We start from the raw sequence: 15,772 nt of genomic DNA on the forward strand, positions 1-15,772 counted from the left end.
GATGTCCGCGGGTGCCGGTCTACTGTGCCGGGCACAACGCATGGTCGATCAGCGCGCTGGCGGCGTTTTCCTGCTCAAGTATGTTCTCCTCGCGGTCTGAGCGTGCCGTGGACATGGAGACCACGGCGCTGCGCGTACCGTCGTCGGTGACACCGTTCAAGGCCACGTACCCTCCATCACCGCCCTCGTGGCTCCAGTAACTTCCGCCGCACGACAGCGGACGCTGGACCAGCCCGAGTCCGTACCGCCCACCCGGCCACAACCTCTCCGCGTCCTTGCTGACAGCAACGGTCTGTTTCATCTGCTCCAGTTGCCCGGGGCGCAGCAGTCGGCCTCCGAGCAGCGAACGAAAGAAGCGGTTGATGTCCGCGGTGGTGGAGACGAAGGAGGTCCCGGAGTCATTCAGGACCTGCTCGGTGACGTTCACGAGAGCGCCCTTGCTGAAGAGTTGGTAGGCGTCTGCGTGCGGGCGCGGCAACGTGGGCGATGTTCCAGTCCACCGGGTGTGCGTGAGGCCGAGCGGACGGATGACACGGTTGGTGATCTCCTGGTGGACCGGGTTCCCGGTGATCCGCTCGATGATCATGTCGAGCAGGAGATAGCCGGTGTTGGAGTACGCCCACCCCTGGCCGGGTTGGAAGTCCGGCCGGTGCCGCATCGCGCGCGCCACCAGTTGCTGGGGCTGGTACACGTCGTAGCGGTGTTTGTAGTAGTCCCGGGGCGAGGAGAAGTCCGGGTAGTCGTCGTGGATGCCGCTGGTGTGCTGGAGCAACTGCCGGATGGTGATCTTGGAGCCGTCATTGCCGTTGCCCTGCACCACACCGGGCAGCCGGCGTTCCACGGTGTCGTCCAGGGACAGCCTGCCTTCCTCCTCCAGTTGCAGGATCACGGTGGCCACGAAGGCTTTGGACGTACTCGCCATGCGGAAGTAGCTATCGGGTACGAGGGGCCGTTGGGTCCGAAGATCGGCGACACCGCTGGTGGCGACCAGGTGCCGGCCGTCGGCGGTGACCGCACGAGCCTGGACGCCGACGACTCCCAGAGCGCGGATTGCGTCGGCATCGCGCTGTAACCGAGCCTGGCCGTCACTCTTCCAGTCGGGCTCGGCCGACACGCTCTGGGAGGTGGCTGCGGCAAGGACAGCAGCCAGTGCGGCGGCGGCCGTCGCGGTACGACGCCACGCCATCCGGCCGCGCGTTCGGGCCGTGCCATGCATACGGGTGTTTACCGACAAGGGGTCACGCATCTGCGACAGTTTTCCCATACCTGAACGCTAGGTCGAAGTGATCAATCGGGTCGATACGGGGCACCCGAGGCTTCGTGGTGGGGCTTTCCCTACCTGTCCGGCGCGCAATCGGCCAGTCCCGTGCGTCGCTAAGTGCTGCCCAACACCTCGACATTCCAGCAGCGGGTCAGGATGTCGGCAACGCAGTGCAAGGTGGAGGAGGGATTCTGCCGTTTCGACGACCTTATCTTCGGCACGGAACCAGCGGTCCGACGCGTCCGACCACCGCGTCGGCCGCCTACGCTGCCCGCGACTCAACCGATGACGTGCGAGGTGCCCTTGAGCAGGATGCTGGATGTTTTCGAAACCGTGATTTCTCCAAGTTATCGCATCTTTGGGCTGGTTGACACCAGTGTCGATACGTATTCACCACCTGCCGATCGCACGAATTGGCTGCTTTCCGCCCCCGGCATGGTCTATCTACAGGTGCCGCCACAAGTAATCCGGGCGTCTGTGCGGTTGGAAAGTTGGTCAACCGTGCCTCCGGCAGGCGATGCTCAGTGGTCCGGTGCCGAGAACGTGGAGGTGGAGCTTCCCGGCGGCGACCTCGCGCTGGAAACCATCGACGGGGGACGGAAAGAAGTCCCCTTGATCCTGCCCTCGTCCGGCTTGTACGGGATGCGCTGGCAGTGGATATTCAATCGTGAGGGCGGGCCTTTCACCTCTCCGTTGGGGGGACTCCGGGAACCCTTGCCCATGCCGCCTGGGCACGAAGAGAAACTGAATGGCGCAGATCAATACTGCCTGGTCCAGATCTGGCGCACAGCCGCCAGTGAAATGGCTGAGTGAAAGCAATGCGGGGCCGGTCTGGTAGGTCGGCCCCGTACACGTACTGCCGCCCGGCCGTGGACGGCGGGTGGCGGCCCCGCTGCGGGTGCGGCGAGCGATTCACGCCGTTGCCTTTGCGGAGGGGTACCCAGTGGATCACTCGGGGAGGGTGTCACGGCCGGTGCCGTCCCGGCTTGCCGTGGCGCACTGCGCGGCACGGCCGTCCCAGTGACTCGGGCGGCAGGGCTGCCCAGTGCCTCGCCTCAGGTCTCCGAATGTCGGTAGGCCACACCGGACCAATTTCCTCCGGCTGGAGCCCCGCTTGGCCACCGCTCGTAGCACCGCGCGCCGCAGGCGCAGGGTGCGGATCTGCGCGTCCAGAGCGTCAGCATGCGCGGCCGCGACCTCGGGCACCGAGATCTCCCGGTCCAGCACCTGCCGGATGACGGCAAGATCGAGTCCCAGATCACGCAATGTCCGCACCAGATCCAGTCGCGCGAGCGCATCGAGGTCGTAGAGCCGGTAGCCAGCCGGGCTGCGGTCAGTCGACGGCACGATTCCGGTGTCGGAGTAGAACCGTATGGCCTTCACCGTCAGCCCGGTCCGCCGGGCCAACGCCCCGATCGTGTAAAGCGTGTCGCCGTCCATGCCCCCACCCTCGTGTCTCCCCTTACGGGAGACTCAAGTCCGTCCTTCAGGAGACCCAGTCAGCCTGGGTGCGGGCTTTTCGACCCGATCCACAGGCCTTGACAATTGCTCCGGCCGCGCAAGGACACCGTCTACATCGTTGACGGCACTTTGGTACCCACCCGAGGCGACGGCATCGCCGCCGCGTCCCGCAAGTACTGCCGCCGTCAACGAACGCGCACGTCGTCATCGACGCGAACAGTCGGCTCGTAGTGGCGATCGGCATCGCTGCCTGGCAGCCGTAACGACTGTCAGGCGTTCAGCGAATCAGGCATGGACCGGGCTTGTCGTGGGCACGGGTCCCCCACCGCAAACGGCGTGGCCAGCACATCTGAGCCGTCAGCAGGAAGCGGAGAACAAGGTGCACCGCCGGGCCCGAGCCCAGTGGAAGACGCTCGCCGAAAGCTCGCAACGGTTGACTGGACCGCTATGGCCGGGAGTCACGGTCCCGCAGGGCGCTGACGCCGTTGAGATCGGCGAAATGTCTACGGGCATGAGCGTGGCGGCGCGCAACGCGAAGCCCCCGGGTGTGCGCCGCTTCGATCCGATGTGCTTCGGGATTGAGCGGCATCCGCCGTCGCTCCCGGCGTACGAGCACGGTCATGGAGGCGGCCAGAATTGACGCAACGGCCGCCAGCGCAGCCACCATGTAACTCATCGTCCCCCGCAATGGCCTCAGACCCTGATCACGATCGGCGGACTCTGCTTCGCTCACGGAGAGCCGCCCGACCAACCGTACTCACCTAGTTGGCCAACGTGAACGGCAGCTTCCGGCATCGAGACTCGGCTGAACTCTGCCGCCTTCCGGCAACGCCCCGCCAACTCAGCCAGGCGCTGTGCCTGCCGACCGAGGGCTGGCCGGACGAACGCTCCGAAGTCGACGCTGCCGGTGTTGTGAGCCGGTGCCTGGGCCGACGTAGTCGGCCCAGGCGATGCCCGCTGGTCCGGCCGGGAACACGGTCTGGCACGGTTGTCCGTATCGAAGGATGGTCCTGCGGGTGGCCGGTCGTGTCAGCGTTCGATCATCCGCACCTGCTCGTCGTTTTGGTCCCGACCGGCGGTCGGAGGCAGGCTGTCGAGCTGGGCCAGCTGCTCGGGGGGCCAGTTCGACGGTGTCAGCAGCGGCGTTCTCCTCCACGCGGGCGACCCGCTTGGTGCCCGGGATGGGGACGATGTGCTCGCCCTTGGCCGGCAGCCAGGCCAGGGCTACCTGAGCCGGCGTAGTGCCTGCCTCGTCGGCGAGGGCCAGGTTGCGCCGGAAGTTCCCGCCCGAAAAGCGCGGGCTGATCCTTCGCCAGTCGCCCTCGTCGAACTGCTCGGGAGAGCGGAGCGTGCCGGTCAGGAAGGAAGCCGTGGGCGAGCGGCGAGTGCGGTACGAAAATCCGATGCCGAGTTCGCGCAGCGCGGGCAGGACCCGCTCCTCCATGTCGCGGGTCCACAGCGAGCACGACAGCTCGCGGCCGTCGTGGTGGGCCACCCGGCCGGCGGTGTGAAGGGGCAAACCGCCGACCGCTACGCCGTGGAGCTCTCCCGGCACGGCTTCGCCGCTCTGGCTTATGACGCGGCCTACCAGGGTGAGAGCGAGGGCGAGCCGCGCGGCCTGGGGGATCCCTTCCAGCGCGCCGAGGACGTCCCCGCCGCGGCGTCGTACCTCACCACCCGTAGCGACATCGATCCGCGGCTCATCGGGGGCAGGGCATCTGCGCCTCAGGCAGCTACGTCCCCCATGCCGCACAGGCCGACCCGGCGTGATGCAGGATTCGGATCGCCCGGAAGGTAGGCCGCGCGCCCGCCTGACCGAATCGTCGTCGCCACCCGCCGCACAGGACCTGGGAATCGCCATTCCCGCTCCCCTCCCCTACCGCCTACCGCCTACCGCCTACTGGGCACAACGCAGCCAAAGCGCGGACGATAGTGTCCAGGCGCATGAGCAGCGTTGAAATGACAGGCACCGTCGAGGACTTCGGGCATCTGGTCGCCCTGGTGGAGCAGACCGGCGAGCGCGTGACCCTCACTACGGACGGCCAGCCAGTGAGCGTGCTTTTCCCGGCGGCCGAGCTGGCCGAGCTGGAGCACTTCGCGCAGCGCGCTGACAGGGCGCCGATACCGGTGCCGGACGCGGCCGAGGAACGCCCACCGGGCCCGGAGCAGCATGGCCCATACACCCGGTACGTGCACGCGGACGGCGAGCGTATGACGTTCACACGGGACCGGGTGGTCGTGGCCGAGCTGCGGACCGCGGGCTGGGTCGAGTGGCTGGAGGAACGGGCCATGTACGGACGCCAGACATACATGGACCCCAAGCAGTCCAAGGCGTTCGCCGAGTTCCTCGCCCGTCAGCCCCCGGTCGGGGAGTAGTGAAGAGGGCTGATTCGATCGGCTGCCTCACTCTCATGTCCTCACTGTCCGCCGCTGCGGTCTGGCCATGCGTCATCGAGACCCCCAGACTGATCCTGCGTCCCGCCCAACTCACCGACGTGCCCGCCTTCACCCGGCTGTGGACCGACGACGATGTCCGGCGCTTCCTGGGCGGGCCTGTCGCCGAAGACCAACTCGCCACCTATCAGCAGAAGTTCGCGAGCCGTCCCAATCTCTTCACCGTGGTCACGCGGCAAGACGCAGTCACGCTGGGCTCGGTGTCGATCGATCCGAAGTCCCGGTTCGACGGCCGACGAGAGGTGTCATACTCCTTTCTTCCGGAACACTGGGGACAGGGCTATGCCCGTGAGGCTGTAACGGCCGTAGTCAGCTGGGCCTTCGACCACATCCCCTCGGACGATCCCTCCATCATCGCGGTCACCCAGGAGGCCAACAGCCGCTCACGGCGCCTTCTTGAAGCCATCGGCATGCGCCCGATCGGCAGTTTCATCGAGTGGGATGCTCCGCAGACGATGTACTCCACGCAGCGCAAAGACCTCCGCGCCGGCCTGTGACCTTCATGCCGAACGGCTTATGACGAGCTGTGGCAGTTGTTCCAGGACCTGGCGTCGGAGGCGCCGACGCGCCCGCGGGGCGGGGGACGGCGGCGGTGCGACGACTGTGCGGGGCGAGCACTTCCTGGCCTTCGTCGGCATCGCCGGCGCCCTCTTCTGTTACCGCCGCATGCATCAACTGAGGCGACCTCTTTATTGGTTTGCCGCCGACCAGCCTGTGTGGATAGGAAGCCTGCATGCTAAGAGGCAACAAGGTCGGACTCAGGGCCCGGCACGAGGACGACATTCCGATCCTGCGGGCCGAGCTCTACGACGACGTGGTCAACGCCTCCCGGTCCGAAGGCCGGCCGTGGCGGCCGATCACGCCTGGCTCGAAGGACTCGCGGCTCGTGGTGGACGACAAGGAGCAGGCGCACGTCCCGTTCTCCGTGGTGGAGCTGGACGGCGGCACGCTGGTCGGCACCGCGACGCTGTGGGGCATCGACAACCACAACCGGTCCGCGCACATCGGACTCGGGCTGCTGCCGTCATCCCGCGGCAAGGGCTACGGCACCGACGTGGTCGCGGTGCTGTGCCACTACGGTTTCGTCGTACGCGGCCTGCAACGGCTGCAGATCGAGACGCTGTCGGACAACTTCGCCATGCTGCGCTCCGCCGAGCGCAACGGCTTCGTCCGCGAGGGCGTGCTGCGCTCCGCGGCCTGGGTGATGGGCGAGTTCCTGGACGAGGTGCTGCTCGGGCTCCTAGTCCATGACTGGAAGCCGGACTCGAAGGGCTAGGCTGCCTGCCACCCGACGGTCAAGGGCAGGCCGGCGAGCCGACATGGACGACCGAGGGTCGGACGGCGTCGTTGTGCCCGCGCGGGCCGTGGGCCCTGTCAGCCGACCAACAAGCGATACGCCCAGGGCGGCAGCCCTCTTCCAAGCCATGGCGTCCCTTGACGGGCCGCCTCCACTTGGTGGTCGAGCGCACCATGGCCAGCTACATCACCGCAGGCGGGCGGCCCTTGCGCGCAGCTCGGGCCAAAGCCCGAACACCAGCCGCTGCTCAAGGCGCTCATCGGTACCTACGTCACGTTCATCCGCCTGGCGCGAGACCCGGTGTTCGGCCCGGGCGTAGTCCTCGTCGGTTCGAAGAGCAGCGCCTGCGGCGTGAAACCGGTCAACTATGTCTTGGCAACGACGCGCTCAGCATGCTCCCAAGGCGGCTCAGCGAAGTCCGCCTCCTCCGCGAGTGAAGCCTCTGACGGCGCCCCCTGGCTCTGCGATCTGTTCAGGTTCTCGCCGTCGGGGCGGCGCTTCACTGCATCTCCGCCGTCGACCTGCACGGCATCGTCGGGGTTGACTGGCTCAGATCATCGATTCCATGGAGTGGCTGTCGTCTGAAGGCAGTCGACGGGAGTGGATACTGGTCCCGAATGCAGGCGCGGACGAGGAGCACGACCGGTGACCAGCGACAACCGCATAGGGCCGCCCAGTTGTGGCAGCGAACGCGACATGCTGCGGGCTTACCTCGACTACCACCGTGCAACCCTCGCCATGAAGTGCGAAGGGCTTACCACCGGGGAGCTGCGGAAGCGGTCGATGCCGCCTTCGACGCTTTCGTTGCTCGGTCTGGTGCGGCACATGGCGGAGGTGGAACGTGCTTGGTTCCGTCGAGTGTTCGAGGACAACGACGCGCCCATGGTCTGGTCCGACAAGATCGATTTTCAGGCGGCGTACGACGCGAGCGCGTCGACCAGGGAGGAGGCGTTCGCGGTCTGGGAGGCCGAGGTGGAGAACTCACGACGTATCGAGCGGGCGGCCGAGTCCCTGGACCGTGCCGGCTACCAGCCCAGATGGGGCAAGGAGGTGTCACTGCGGATGGTGATGCTGCACGTGCTCCTGGAGTATGGCCGTCACAACGGGCACGCGGACTTTCTGCGTGAGGGTATCGACGGGACGGTGGGCGCCTGAACGGCCTCCGATTTCAAAAGCCGTTCCCTTCAGGAGGATCACCGAAGACCGACGACCTGCTGAAGGACGCACCGCATCTCGCTTCGTGGCGGCCCGCAGTGGGCATCGCCGCGGCTCACCGAGGCCAAGCTGGTCACGCTCGCCATGGTGCGGGCAATGCTCGGATTGGCTTTGCACGTGGAATCTGGTTCTGGTCCAACTTCTGTGGAGCTCTCACGCTCTGCAACATCTCGGGATTGGATGGAGCTTCGTGACTCGTTGACAGACCTGTTTGGGATCATGCCCGCATGGACTTCGAGCTCGCCCCACCAATCGGCGTTGGCCCGTTGCGGATCGGTATGACTCGGCAATCAGCCAACACGGCGTTGGACTCGCTCCGCGATCTCTCCGCGGTCTCGGAGTCCGACCGGCCGGGTCAGCACGTTTTCCGTCCCAGTGGACTGATGATCAGCATCCACTGCACGCGAGACATGCTCGAAGCCATTGAGCTCGGGAGGCCGTCGACTCAGACAGACCGAGTCATCTTTCGGGGGCTGGACGTGTTCGCGATCCCGGCCCGCGAGCTGGTGCAACGCATGGGCGAGTAGACCTCGATCGGGGCAGACTCCGACGACCCAGCGTCTTTCACAAGGGCGGGTCTTCCGCCGGCCTGACGTTCTTGCGCACGCGTTCCTGTTCCATGGCGCGTTTGACGGCCTGGGCTCCGGGGTCACCCTCCTGGATGAGGTCGACACCGATGGACGACAGGCCCTTGGTCTTGCGCCAGTAGATCCAGCCCCGAGCCTCTACCGCCAGCAGAACCCGATCCGCCAGGAACACAGCAACGCCCAGCCCAACGGCTACTCCGGCGGCCCGCAACACAGTGTCCACCAGTCAGCGACCATGTCTCAGCCGATCGACCCAGCGGCCGAGCCCCCGACGTGACCGGCGGGGACGCGGCTGAAGGGGCCGACGCTCCTCTACTTCAGGGGGCGCATCACTTCGACGTCCGGACCCCCCAACAGTCGTCCGGATCGCGCCGGCTGCCGTGCGGAACGTGACCTGATCCCAGCTACGCCGGATGCAATCGGCAGGCTGACCTCCCGCGCCCGGCTCCCCGTTCCCGGCCCCCGGCCCCCGCCCCGCAACGGTTCATCGACCACGCGCTGAGCCGGGCGCCCGAAGCCGGTGGCGCGGTCGCAAGCCGCCACCGACAAGTGGTCCCCCGTCAGTCCTTGGCCTCGGTGCGCTCCCCTCACTGCTCCCGCATGCCCCAAGGAGACCCGTACTCAGTGAGCAGGTCCAGGAAGGGGCGGGCCGGGAAGGCCTCCGGGCCCAGCACGCCCTTGCCGGTCCAGTTGCCCGACGCCAGGAGTTCCAGGGCGATGACGGGGTTGATCGCGGTCTGCCACACCACGGCCTGGCAGCCGTACTCCGCCATGGACCACTGGTTGTCGACGACGTGGTACAGGTACACCTCGCGCCGCTTCCCGTCCTTGAGGCCGCGCACCAGGGTGCCGGCGCAGGTCTTGCCCCGCATGCGTTCGCCCAGTGTGGCGGGGTCGGGGAGGCATGCTGCGACGACGTCACGGGGCGAGACGGCGACCGTGCCGTCGGGGCCGGGTACGGTGACGGGTTCCGTGCGGTCGAGTCCCAGCAGATGCAGGGTCTTCAGGGTGTCGATGAATTCGGTGCCCAGGCCGTACTTGAAGGTGACCCGCCGCGCGTCGATCCACCGTGGCACGAGCAGGACCTCCTCGTGCTCGACGTTCACGCACTCGACCGGGCCGATGCCCTCGGGGAAGTCGAAGACCTCGGGTTCGCTGAAGGGCGCGGTGGTGAACCAGCCGCGCTCCGCCTCGTAGATCACCGGCGGGTTGAGGCATTCTTCGATCGTCGTCCAGATGCTGAAGGACGGCGCGAAGGCGAGGCCGTCGACGGTGAGATCGGCTCCGTCGCGAATGCCGATCTCGTCGATCCGGTCGAAGAGTTCGTCGGCCGCGTGGCGGGCGAAGACGTCGGACAGGCCCGGTTCCACGCCCATGCCGACCAGCGCCAGGGCGCCGCTCTCCTCCCACTGGGCCGCCTGCGCGAACTGCGCGTCGCCGAGCTTCACCCCGCACTCCTCGTACGGGCGCTCGGGATGCGGCCGGGACAGCGACATGGCCATGTCCAGGTACGTGACGCCCGCGGTGCGCGCCGCCTGGAACAGGGGCATCACGAAGCGCGGGTCGGTGGCGTTGAGCAGGACGTCGCACGAGTGGCGACGCAGCAGTGACGCGACCGCCTGCTCGTCTCCGGCATCCACCTGCTCCGCCCGGAAGCGGTCGCCGCGGTCCCCCAGGGACGCGACGGCCGCCTCGGCCCGTGCCGGGTCGTAGTCGGCCACGATCATGGTGTCGAGGAACGGCCGGCGGGCCGCGATCCGGGTGATCGCCGTGCCCACGCCACCGGCTCCCACGAGAAGTACGCGCATGGTCGGTATCGCCTCTCAGTTGTGTGTCGATCGGAGTTGAGCGGGACCTGAACGGAATCAAAGGCGTCCCGCTCGTTTAAGGTCAATCGCGTTGGCATAAGACGCGCCCGCGTTTGAGGAGCCTGAAGTTGCCGAAGCCCGTCGTCCCCGAGGAACTCCGGCGGCGCCGCCGCCCCACCAGGAGCGGCACCGTCCTGTCCGAGGAACTGTTCGTCGAGGCGGCCCTGCGTCTGCTGCGGGAGCACGGCAGCGCAGGGCTCACCGCCCGTCGCCTGGGCCTGGTCCTCGACTGCGACCCCAGCACGCTGTACCGCTACTTCCGGGGAATGGACGATCTGATCCTCGCCATCGGCGACCGACTCATCGGGCAGGCGCTGGACGGCTGGCAGCCCACGGGGAAGTGGCGGCCGGATCTGTACGACGTGGGCCTGCGCATCCACGCCGCGTACGTCGCCCATCCTCAGGCGGCCCAGCTGACCGCGAGCCGTGTCTCGGGGCGGGCCAACGAGCTGGCCGCCGACGAGGCGGTCCTTGACGTCCTCCGCACGGCGGGCTTCCCCATGCCGGACACCGTGCGCATCTACCACGCGTTCATCGACCAGACGCTGGCCTTCGCCGCCCTCGACGCCGCGTCGCTGGCCCTGCCGAAGCAGTCGTTGCGCGCGGACGAGGACATGTGGCGTTCGACGTACGCGACACTGCCCGCCAGCGCGTACCCCCGTATCGCCGAGGCGGCGCCCCTCCTTGCCTCCCGCATGATCACCAGTGCGTTCCCGACCGCCCTGCGGATGCTCCTGGACGGCGTGGCCACTCAGCGGGAGCGGCTGCGAGGCAGGGACGGCCGGTGAGCGGCCGTCGCCGAGTCCGTTCTGTCGGCCTGCCACCACGGTCGCCGGGCTCGTCGGTCCCGCGGTGAGCGTCTCCGCGGAGCTGCGTCGACTCCGCGCCGGGCGGGCCGATTGAGGGATTGGTGCTCGCCGGGCATGGGCAGGCAGCACGGCAGAACGTGACATGAACACGCCCACCTTCCCCCACAGGAGGCCGACCTTGCACGCACGCACGTTCGTCCCCATCCTCACCGCAGCCTTAGCAGCGGCCCTGATGACCGCCGGTCAGGCGCACGCCGCGCCGACGGACGCCGATGCGTCGGCCCTCGCGGCCCGCGTCGTCACGTACGACGCCAGTGCGTCGGCGGAGTTCAGGGCCGCCGTCGACCGGGGTGCGGCTGTCTGGAACGAGAGCGTGGACAGTGTCGAGCTGCGCCCCGCCGCGGCCGGACAGCGCGCCAACATCAGGATCCTGGCCGACAACGGCTGGCCCCGGGCCGTGACCACCTCGCTCGGCAACGGAACCGTCTACATGGGTCGGCAGGCCGTCGACCAGGGCTATGACACGGTCCGGATATCGGCGCACGAACTCGGCCACATCCTGGGCCTGCCCGACCGCAAGCCCGGCCCCTGCACCAGCCTCATGTCCGGTTCCAGCGCGGGCGTGTCGTGCACCAACCCGTATCCCGACGCGGCCGAGAGGGCGGAGGTCGAGGACAACTTCGGTCTCGCACTCGCGCATCCGGCAGGCGTCGTGGGCGATGTGGTGGTCGACTGACACACCGAGGTGCGGGGCGGGTCGGCCGTCCCCGCGCACTTCGCCGAATGAGCTGGCACAACGCATCGGTGGAGGCGGGATCCTGAAGTTCTGAAGCGTTCTCTTTGAGAAGCCCTCAGTCGGTCCCGCGCTCCATGACGCGGCGGGCGGCCTCGGCTTCCGCCGCCGGAGGCGACAACTCGTCCAGGGTGTCGAGCTCGTCGTCCGCTTCGAGCTCCCGCTCCCAGGCGGCCGCGAGGCGTTCCTGTTCCTCGCGAGGCCTGGCCCTGACAGCCTCCCGGTGATCCGGGTCCAGAGCCATCAGGAATCGTCCGACCGAATCTGCCGGCATGCCGTGCTCCTTGTCGCTGGACTGAGTGCCGCCGCTCCTGGCCAGCATGGGCAACCAAGCCCGCGCCGGACGCCCGACACGGCCTGCGACCACCCTGATGGCCCTCCGTTCCTGGCTTCGCTCACACGGAGTTGGATCGGCCCGCGGCCGTACGCCGCGCTGCTAGCCGGTCGCGACCGCGAAGATGTGCATCGCCCCGCCCTCCGCCTTCTCCGGGAGGGTGACGCTGACGAGTCGCTTGCCGCTGGGGAGGGTGATCGGTGCGGTGGCGAAGACGTGGGTGTCGACCTCGTCCCTGCCGTCGGCTCCGATGCGGTAGGCCGTGGTGACGGCGACCGTGTTGTCGTGTTCGGGCTGCTGCCTGCCGCCTCCGAGGGTCCAGTCGCTGAAACCGATCCGCTCCTTCTGGACGGTTCCGTCGGAGAAAGTAAGGGTCAGCGTGCCGGTGGCGGAGCCGTTGCTCGCGGCGCCGAGGAGGCTGAGCCGGGTGCCGCTGCCCTGGTTGACGTTGAGGGTCTGGCGGGGACTTCCGGCGACGATGTTGTCCAGGTCGCCGGGGCCGACGTCGGGCCAGGTGAAGGTGAAGTCGCCGGCTGTGACCTTGCCGCCCGGTCTGACCCCCGCGTCCGCCAGCGCCTTGGCGGAGTAACTGACGCCGCCGCCGTCGAAGTCGCCGGTCGGGTTGGCGACGTCCGGCGAGATTCCGTTGTTGTTGAGGTTCCACAGCACGCTGCCCGGGTTGCCGGCGACGACGTCGAGCACCGTCCTGGGCAACGCGGTGCCGTCCTGGCCGGTGAGGGTGAGCGGTACTGAGGTGAAGCCCTCCGTCGTACCCGCGGCCGCCGCCAGTCGGACGCTCGCCGTGCCCGTACCGCGTGGCGGGACGGTGATGTCGCCCTCGACCGGGGTGACGGTGACGCCGTCCGGCGGGACCGCCTTCCAGTGCACGGTGGTACCGGTGTCCTTCAGGGACCGCACGGTGACCTTGGCGCGCTGGGCGTCGCCACCCGGCCGGAGTTTCACGTGTCCGGGGCCGGTGCTGGTGAAGTACGAGGTCTCGCCGGCGCGGAAGGACGGCGGGGCGTCCTCCGGTGCCGCGCCCCAGGTCCTGTCGGGTGTGTCCCCGAGCGTGTAGTCGAGGGTGCCGCCGTCCCGGACGAAGGATTCCGGGAGCCAAGCCCTGGAGGATGGGGTGCCGTTGACCTTCAAGGCGTGCACATAGCGCGTGTCCGTGTCCGCCCCGGGTGCCTTGATCGTTATTGACCGGCCGCCGTCGCGGTGCACGGTGACAGCCGGGAAAAGGGGGCTGGCCAGCACCAGTTCGGCGCGGCCGGGCACCTGCGGGTACATGCCGAGCGCCGACCAGACGTACCAGGACGACATGGTGCCCAGGTCGTCGTTGCCCGCCTCGCCGTCGGGGCCGGGACCGTACAGGGTGTTGACGGCGCGGCGGACCACGTCCTGGGTGCGATAGGGGGCGCCCGCGTAGACGTAGGTCCAGGGGGAGTTCAGGGACGGCTGGTTGCCGAGGAAGGCATGTGGCTTGTGCGGCCCGGCGTTGAGCTCGGTGAAGAACTCGTCGAGGCGGGCGACAGTCCTGTCGCTGCCGCCCATCGCCGTGAACAGCCCGGCGAGGTCGTACGGCACCATCCAGTGGTACTGGGCGCCGTTGCCCTCGACATATCGACTGGCATCGGCCGGGTCGAAAGGCGTGACGAAGGAGCGGTCGCGGTTGCGGGGCTGGAGCCAGGAGTTGGCGGGGTTGAACAGGTTCTGCCAGTTCTGCGCCCGCTTCATGAACCTCGCCCGGGTCCTGGTGTCGCCGAGCCGTCCGGCCAGTTGCGCGATGCCGAAGTCGGCGGTGGTGTACTCCAGGGTGGTCGACACGTCGCCGGGTACGTAGCCGAGCGACTGGTAGTCGGCGAGACCGGGCCGCTCGACGTAACGGGCGCTGGACTTCTGGAGGGTGGTGGCACCCTTGACCATGGAAGCCAGGGCTGCCTTGGCAGGGAAGTCGGTGGCCCCGAAGGCGTACATGCTTGCGAGGATCGAGTGGTACGGGTCGCCGTTCATGACGCCCGCGAAGTCGTTGTTGACCGACCACCGGTCCCACACGTCACCGGCCTGGTGGGCCTGGTTGTACATGGAGCGGGCGATGTCCGACGCCACGTCCGGCGCCAGCAGCGCGAGCAGCTGCACCTGGGAGCGGTAGATGTCCCAGCCGGAGAAGTTGGCGTACTGGTGGTGGCCGTGGGCGACCTTGTGGATCCTGCCGTCGAAGCCGATGTACTCGCCGTTCACGTCGTCGAAGACGTTGGGCTGGAGGAGCGAGTGGTAGAGGGCCGTGTAGAACGTGGTCCGCTGGGCGTCGGTGCCGCCGCTGACCTCGATCTGGCGGAGACGGGAGTTCCACTTCATCCGGGTCTCTTCGGCGATCGCGTCGAACGATGCCGGTCCCTGCTCCTTCTTCGCGTTCTCGGCGGCGCCGGCGATGCTCACGTACGACAGCCCGACCTTGACGCCCACCGGCCTCGACCGGGCGTTGTCGAAGGTGACGTAGGCGCCGGAGCCGGTCCCCGAGACGCTGACCTTCTCGTGCCTCTTCCTGTCGCCCTTGCCGCCGGGCGTCACGATGTCGTTGTGCCAGGTGCCGACGGTGGCGAAGGGCTGGTCGAAGGTGGCCGAGAAGTAGACGCGGTAGCGGTTGTCACTGCGGCAGAAGTGGCCGCTGGCGACGTAGCCGGTGATGGTGCGGCGGTCCTCGTCAATGGTCACCTGGGCGTCGGACGCCCCGCCGATCGAGCCGGAGACGTTGATGAGAAGGGACGCCGTGCTGCCGGAGGGGTAGGTGAAGCGCCCGGCGCCGGAGCGCTGTGTCGCGGTCAGCTCGACCTTGGTGCCGGAGGCGAGCTCGACTCCGTAGTAGCCGGGGCGCGCCGACTCGGCGTCGTGCGAGAAACCGTCCAGGTAGGTGTCGGGCTCGGTGGCCGGCGATGTGGTGACTGTGCCCGCGTAGGGCATGAACGGCAGGTCCTGGGCGCCGTCGCAGCCGGCGCCGGAGAGGTGGGTCAGGCTGAAGCCGCGGATCTTGTCGTCGGTGTGGGCATAGCCGCCGGGCTGCGACCTGTGGGTGTCGGGGCTCCACTGCACCATGCCGAAGGGCGCGTCGGCGCCCGGGAAGGTGTTGCCCGCGCCGTGCTTCGAGGCGGGTCGTGTGCCGATGAACGGGTTGACGTACTGGGTGAGGTCCTGCGGGGGGCTGGTACCGCCATCCGGTATCACCCCGACGGGGCCCCTGGCCGCGGCTGCCGGTATTCCCGCAGCGGCGGCCAGGGCCAGGAGTAACGGACCCCATCGTCTCGCTCCCGCCGTCACCGGCATGCGAAGTCCCAGAAGCCCCCGAGTATGTCTGCGGTCCGGCAGGGCCGGGGGTGGCTGCGGACATGGCCTCTGATCTTCAGCCCGAGCTGCTCACTCCGCGCCACCAGCGGCACTGGACCTCCACCTCGCTGGTCACGCAGGCGGCTCGACCCGGTCATGGAGACACTCCTTGATCAAATTGCCTTTCAGGCTGTCCCGCTATCCAGGAGTATGTGGTGGAGATGTGGTGCATGCGGATGCCAGTGAGGCAAACGGGGCAATGAGGGCGGTAACCAGGGCAGGCGGCTGCCTGGGCCCTGCCTCTCAGACGAGGACACGGGCGCCTTGGCGCCGTCCGGTGGATTTCACGGAAGCCGCCGTGCATGCCGGCCG

Annotated in this window: 14 protein-coding genes and 2 pseudogenes; 9 read left to right on the forward strand and 7 right to left on the reverse strand. The window is 68.1% G+C overall.

Going from position 1 to position 15,772, the window contains the following annotated elements; all coding sequences use genetic code 11:
• Positions 1–19: 19 nt before the first annotated feature.
• The gene (locus I2W78_RS00535; RefSeq protein WP_230885719.1) at positions 20–991 is read right to left on the reverse strand and encodes a serine hydrolase domain-containing protein; all 972 of its coding nucleotides are present in this window, start codon (positions 989–991) and stop codon (positions 20–22) included.
• A gap of 582 nt (positions 992–1,573) precedes the next feature.
• Here I2W78_RS00535 and I2W78_RS00540 point away from each other — a divergent pair.
• The gene (locus tag I2W78_RS00540; protein WP_230885278.1) at positions 1,574–2,074 is read left to right on the forward strand and encodes a hypothetical protein; all 501 of its coding nucleotides are present in this window, start codon (positions 1,574–1,576) and stop codon (positions 2,072–2,074) included.
• Between the two features lie 288 nt (positions 2,075–2,362).
• Here the strand turns inward: I2W78_RS00540 and I2W78_RS00545 are convergent.
• Positions 2,363–2,701 (reverse strand): annotated as a pseudogene (locus tag I2W78_RS00545) (MerR family transcriptional regulator); the annotation flags it as partial.
• Positions 2,702–2,812: 111 nt separating this feature from the next.
• On the opposite strand from I2W78_RS00545, the pseudogene I2W78_RS00550 reads away from it, so the two are divergent.
• Positions 2,813–3,125 (forward strand): annotated as a pseudogene (locus tag I2W78_RS00550) (transposase); the annotation flags it as partial.
• 438 nt (positions 3,126–3,563) lie between these two features.
• Here I2W78_RS00550 and I2W78_RS41550 read toward each other — a convergent pair.
• Positions 3,564–4,583 (reverse strand): aldo/keto reductase, encoded by a 1,020-nt coding sequence (locus I2W78_RS41550; RefSeq protein WP_374222625.1) that lies wholly within the window; start codon positions 4,581–4,583, stop codon positions 3,564–3,566.
• Between the two features lie 83 nt (positions 4,584–4,666).
• Here I2W78_RS41550 and I2W78_RS00560 point away from each other — a divergent pair, with 83 nt between their 5' ends.
• The 5 genes from I2W78_RS00560 to I2W78_RS00580 all read left to right on the forward strand — a co-directional run bounded on the left by I2W78_RS00560 (position 4,667) and on the right by I2W78_RS00580 (position 8,215).
• Complete coding sequence (locus I2W78_RS00560) at positions 4,667–5,098, forward strand: type II toxin-antitoxin system Phd/YefM family antitoxin (protein WP_196455960.1); 432 nt, start codon at positions 4,667–4,669, stop codon at positions 5,096–5,098.
• A 35-nt stretch (positions 5,099–5,133) separates the two neighbouring features.
• Positions 5,134–5,673: a GNAT family N-acetyltransferase gene (locus I2W78_RS00565; protein WP_196455962.1), complete on the forward strand. Its 540-nt coding sequence runs from the start codon at positions 5,134–5,136 to the stop codon at positions 5,671–5,673.
• A gap of 236 nt (positions 5,674–5,909) precedes the next feature.
• Positions 5,910–6,452 carry a GNAT family N-acetyltransferase gene (locus I2W78_RS00570; RefSeq protein ID WP_196455964.1) on the forward strand — a complete coding sequence of 181 codons (543 nt, stop codon included), beginning with the start codon at positions 5,910–5,912 and terminating at the stop codon, positions 6,450–6,452.
• A gap of 666 nt (positions 6,453–7,118) precedes the next feature.
• Entirely contained in the window at positions 7,119–7,628 is a 510-nt protein-coding gene (locus I2W78_RS00575) for a DinB family protein (RefSeq protein WP_196455966.1), read from the forward strand.
• A 287-nt stretch (positions 7,629–7,915) separates the two neighbouring features.
• Entirely contained in the window at positions 7,916–8,215 is a 300-nt protein-coding gene (locus I2W78_RS00580) for a hypothetical protein (protein WP_230885279.1), read from the forward strand.
• Positions 8,216–8,252: 37 nt separating this feature from the next.
• Here the strand turns inward: I2W78_RS00580 and I2W78_RS00585 are convergent, their stop codons facing one another.
• Both I2W78_RS00585 and I2W78_RS00590 read right to left on the reverse strand, forming a co-directional pair.
• Positions 8,253–8,498, reverse strand: coding sequence for a hypothetical protein (locus I2W78_RS00585; RefSeq protein WP_196455967.1), 246 nt, complete (start codon positions 8,496–8,498; stop codon positions 8,253–8,255).
• 364 nt (positions 8,499–8,862) lie between these two features.
• Positions 8,863–10,083 (reverse strand): saccharopine dehydrogenase family protein, encoded by a 1,221-nt coding sequence (locus tag I2W78_RS00590; protein WP_196455969.1) that lies wholly within the window; start codon positions 10,081–10,083, stop codon positions 8,863–8,865.
• Between the two features lie 128 nt (positions 10,084–10,211).
• Between I2W78_RS00590 and I2W78_RS00595 the strand changes: the two genes are divergently transcribed.
• Positions 10,212–10,931 carry a TetR/AcrR family transcriptional regulator gene (locus I2W78_RS00595; protein WP_196455971.1) on the forward strand — a complete coding sequence of 240 codons (720 nt, stop codon included), beginning with the start codon at positions 10,212–10,214 and terminating at the stop codon, positions 10,929–10,931.
• Positions 10,932–11,184: 253 nt separating this feature from the next.
• Complete coding sequence (locus I2W78_RS00600; protein WP_230885280.1) at positions 11,185–11,688, forward strand: snapalysin family zinc-dependent metalloprotease; 504 nt, start codon at positions 11,185–11,187, stop codon at positions 11,686–11,688.
• Between the two features lie 115 nt (positions 11,689–11,803).
• Here the strand turns inward: I2W78_RS00600 and I2W78_RS00605 are convergent, their stop codons facing one another.
• On the reverse strand, positions 11,804–12,019 hold the full coding sequence (locus tag I2W78_RS00605) for a hypothetical protein (protein ID WP_196455975.1): 216 nt from the start codon (positions 12,017–12,019) through the stop codon (positions 11,804–11,806).
• 162 nt (positions 12,020–12,181) lie between these two features.
• Complete coding sequence (locus I2W78_RS00610) at positions 12,182–15,301, reverse strand: GH92 family glycosyl hydrolase (protein ID WP_307783565.1); 3,120 nt, start codon at positions 15,299–15,301, stop codon at positions 12,182–12,184.
• Positions 15,302–15,772: the final 471 nt, after the last annotated feature.

The sequence above is a fragment of the Streptomyces spinoverrucosus genome, from assembly GCF_015712165.1.
Classification (GTDB): Bacteria; Actinomycetota; Actinomycetes; order Streptomycetales; family Streptomycetaceae; genus Streptomyces; species Streptomyces spinoverrucosus_A.

Excerpts from the sequence above, each read along its gene's own strand:
- I2W78_RS00560 (WP_196455960.1), top strand. The coding sequence starts at position 4,667 with ATGAGCAGCGTTGAAATGACAGGCACCGTCGAGGACTTCGGGCATCTG.
- I2W78_RS00565 (WP_196455962.1), top strand. The coding sequence starts at position 5,134 with ATGTCCTCACTGTCCGCCGCTGCGGTCTGGCCATGCGTCATCGAGACC.
- I2W78_RS00580 (WP_230885279.1), top strand. The coding sequence starts at position 7,916 with ATGGACTTCGAGCTCGCCCCACCAATCGGCGTTGGCCCGTTGCGGATC.
- I2W78_RS00605 (WP_196455975.1), bottom strand. The coding sequence starts at position 12,019 with ATGCCGGCAGATTCGGTCGGACGATTCCTGATGGCTCTGGACCCGGAT.
- I2W78_RS41550 (WP_374222625.1), bottom strand. The coding sequence starts at position 4,583 with ATGGCGATTCCCAGGTCCTGTGCGGCGGGTGGCGACGACGATTCGGTC.
- I2W78_RS00570 (WP_196455964.1), top strand. The coding sequence starts at position 5,910 with ATGCTAAGAGGCAACAAGGTCGGACTCAGGGCCCGGCACGAGGACGAC.
- I2W78_RS00600 (WP_230885280.1), top strand. The coding sequence starts at position 11,185 with ATGACCGCCGGTCAGGCGCACGCCGCGCCGACGGACGCCGATGCGTCG.
- I2W78_RS00590 (WP_196455969.1), bottom strand. The coding sequence starts at position 10,083 with ATGCGCGTACTTCTCGTGGGAGCCGGTGGCGTGGGCACGGCGATCACC.
- I2W78_RS00540 (WP_230885278.1), top strand. The coding sequence starts at position 1,574 with ATGCTGGATGTTTTCGAAACCGTGATTTCTCCAAGTTATCGCATCTTT.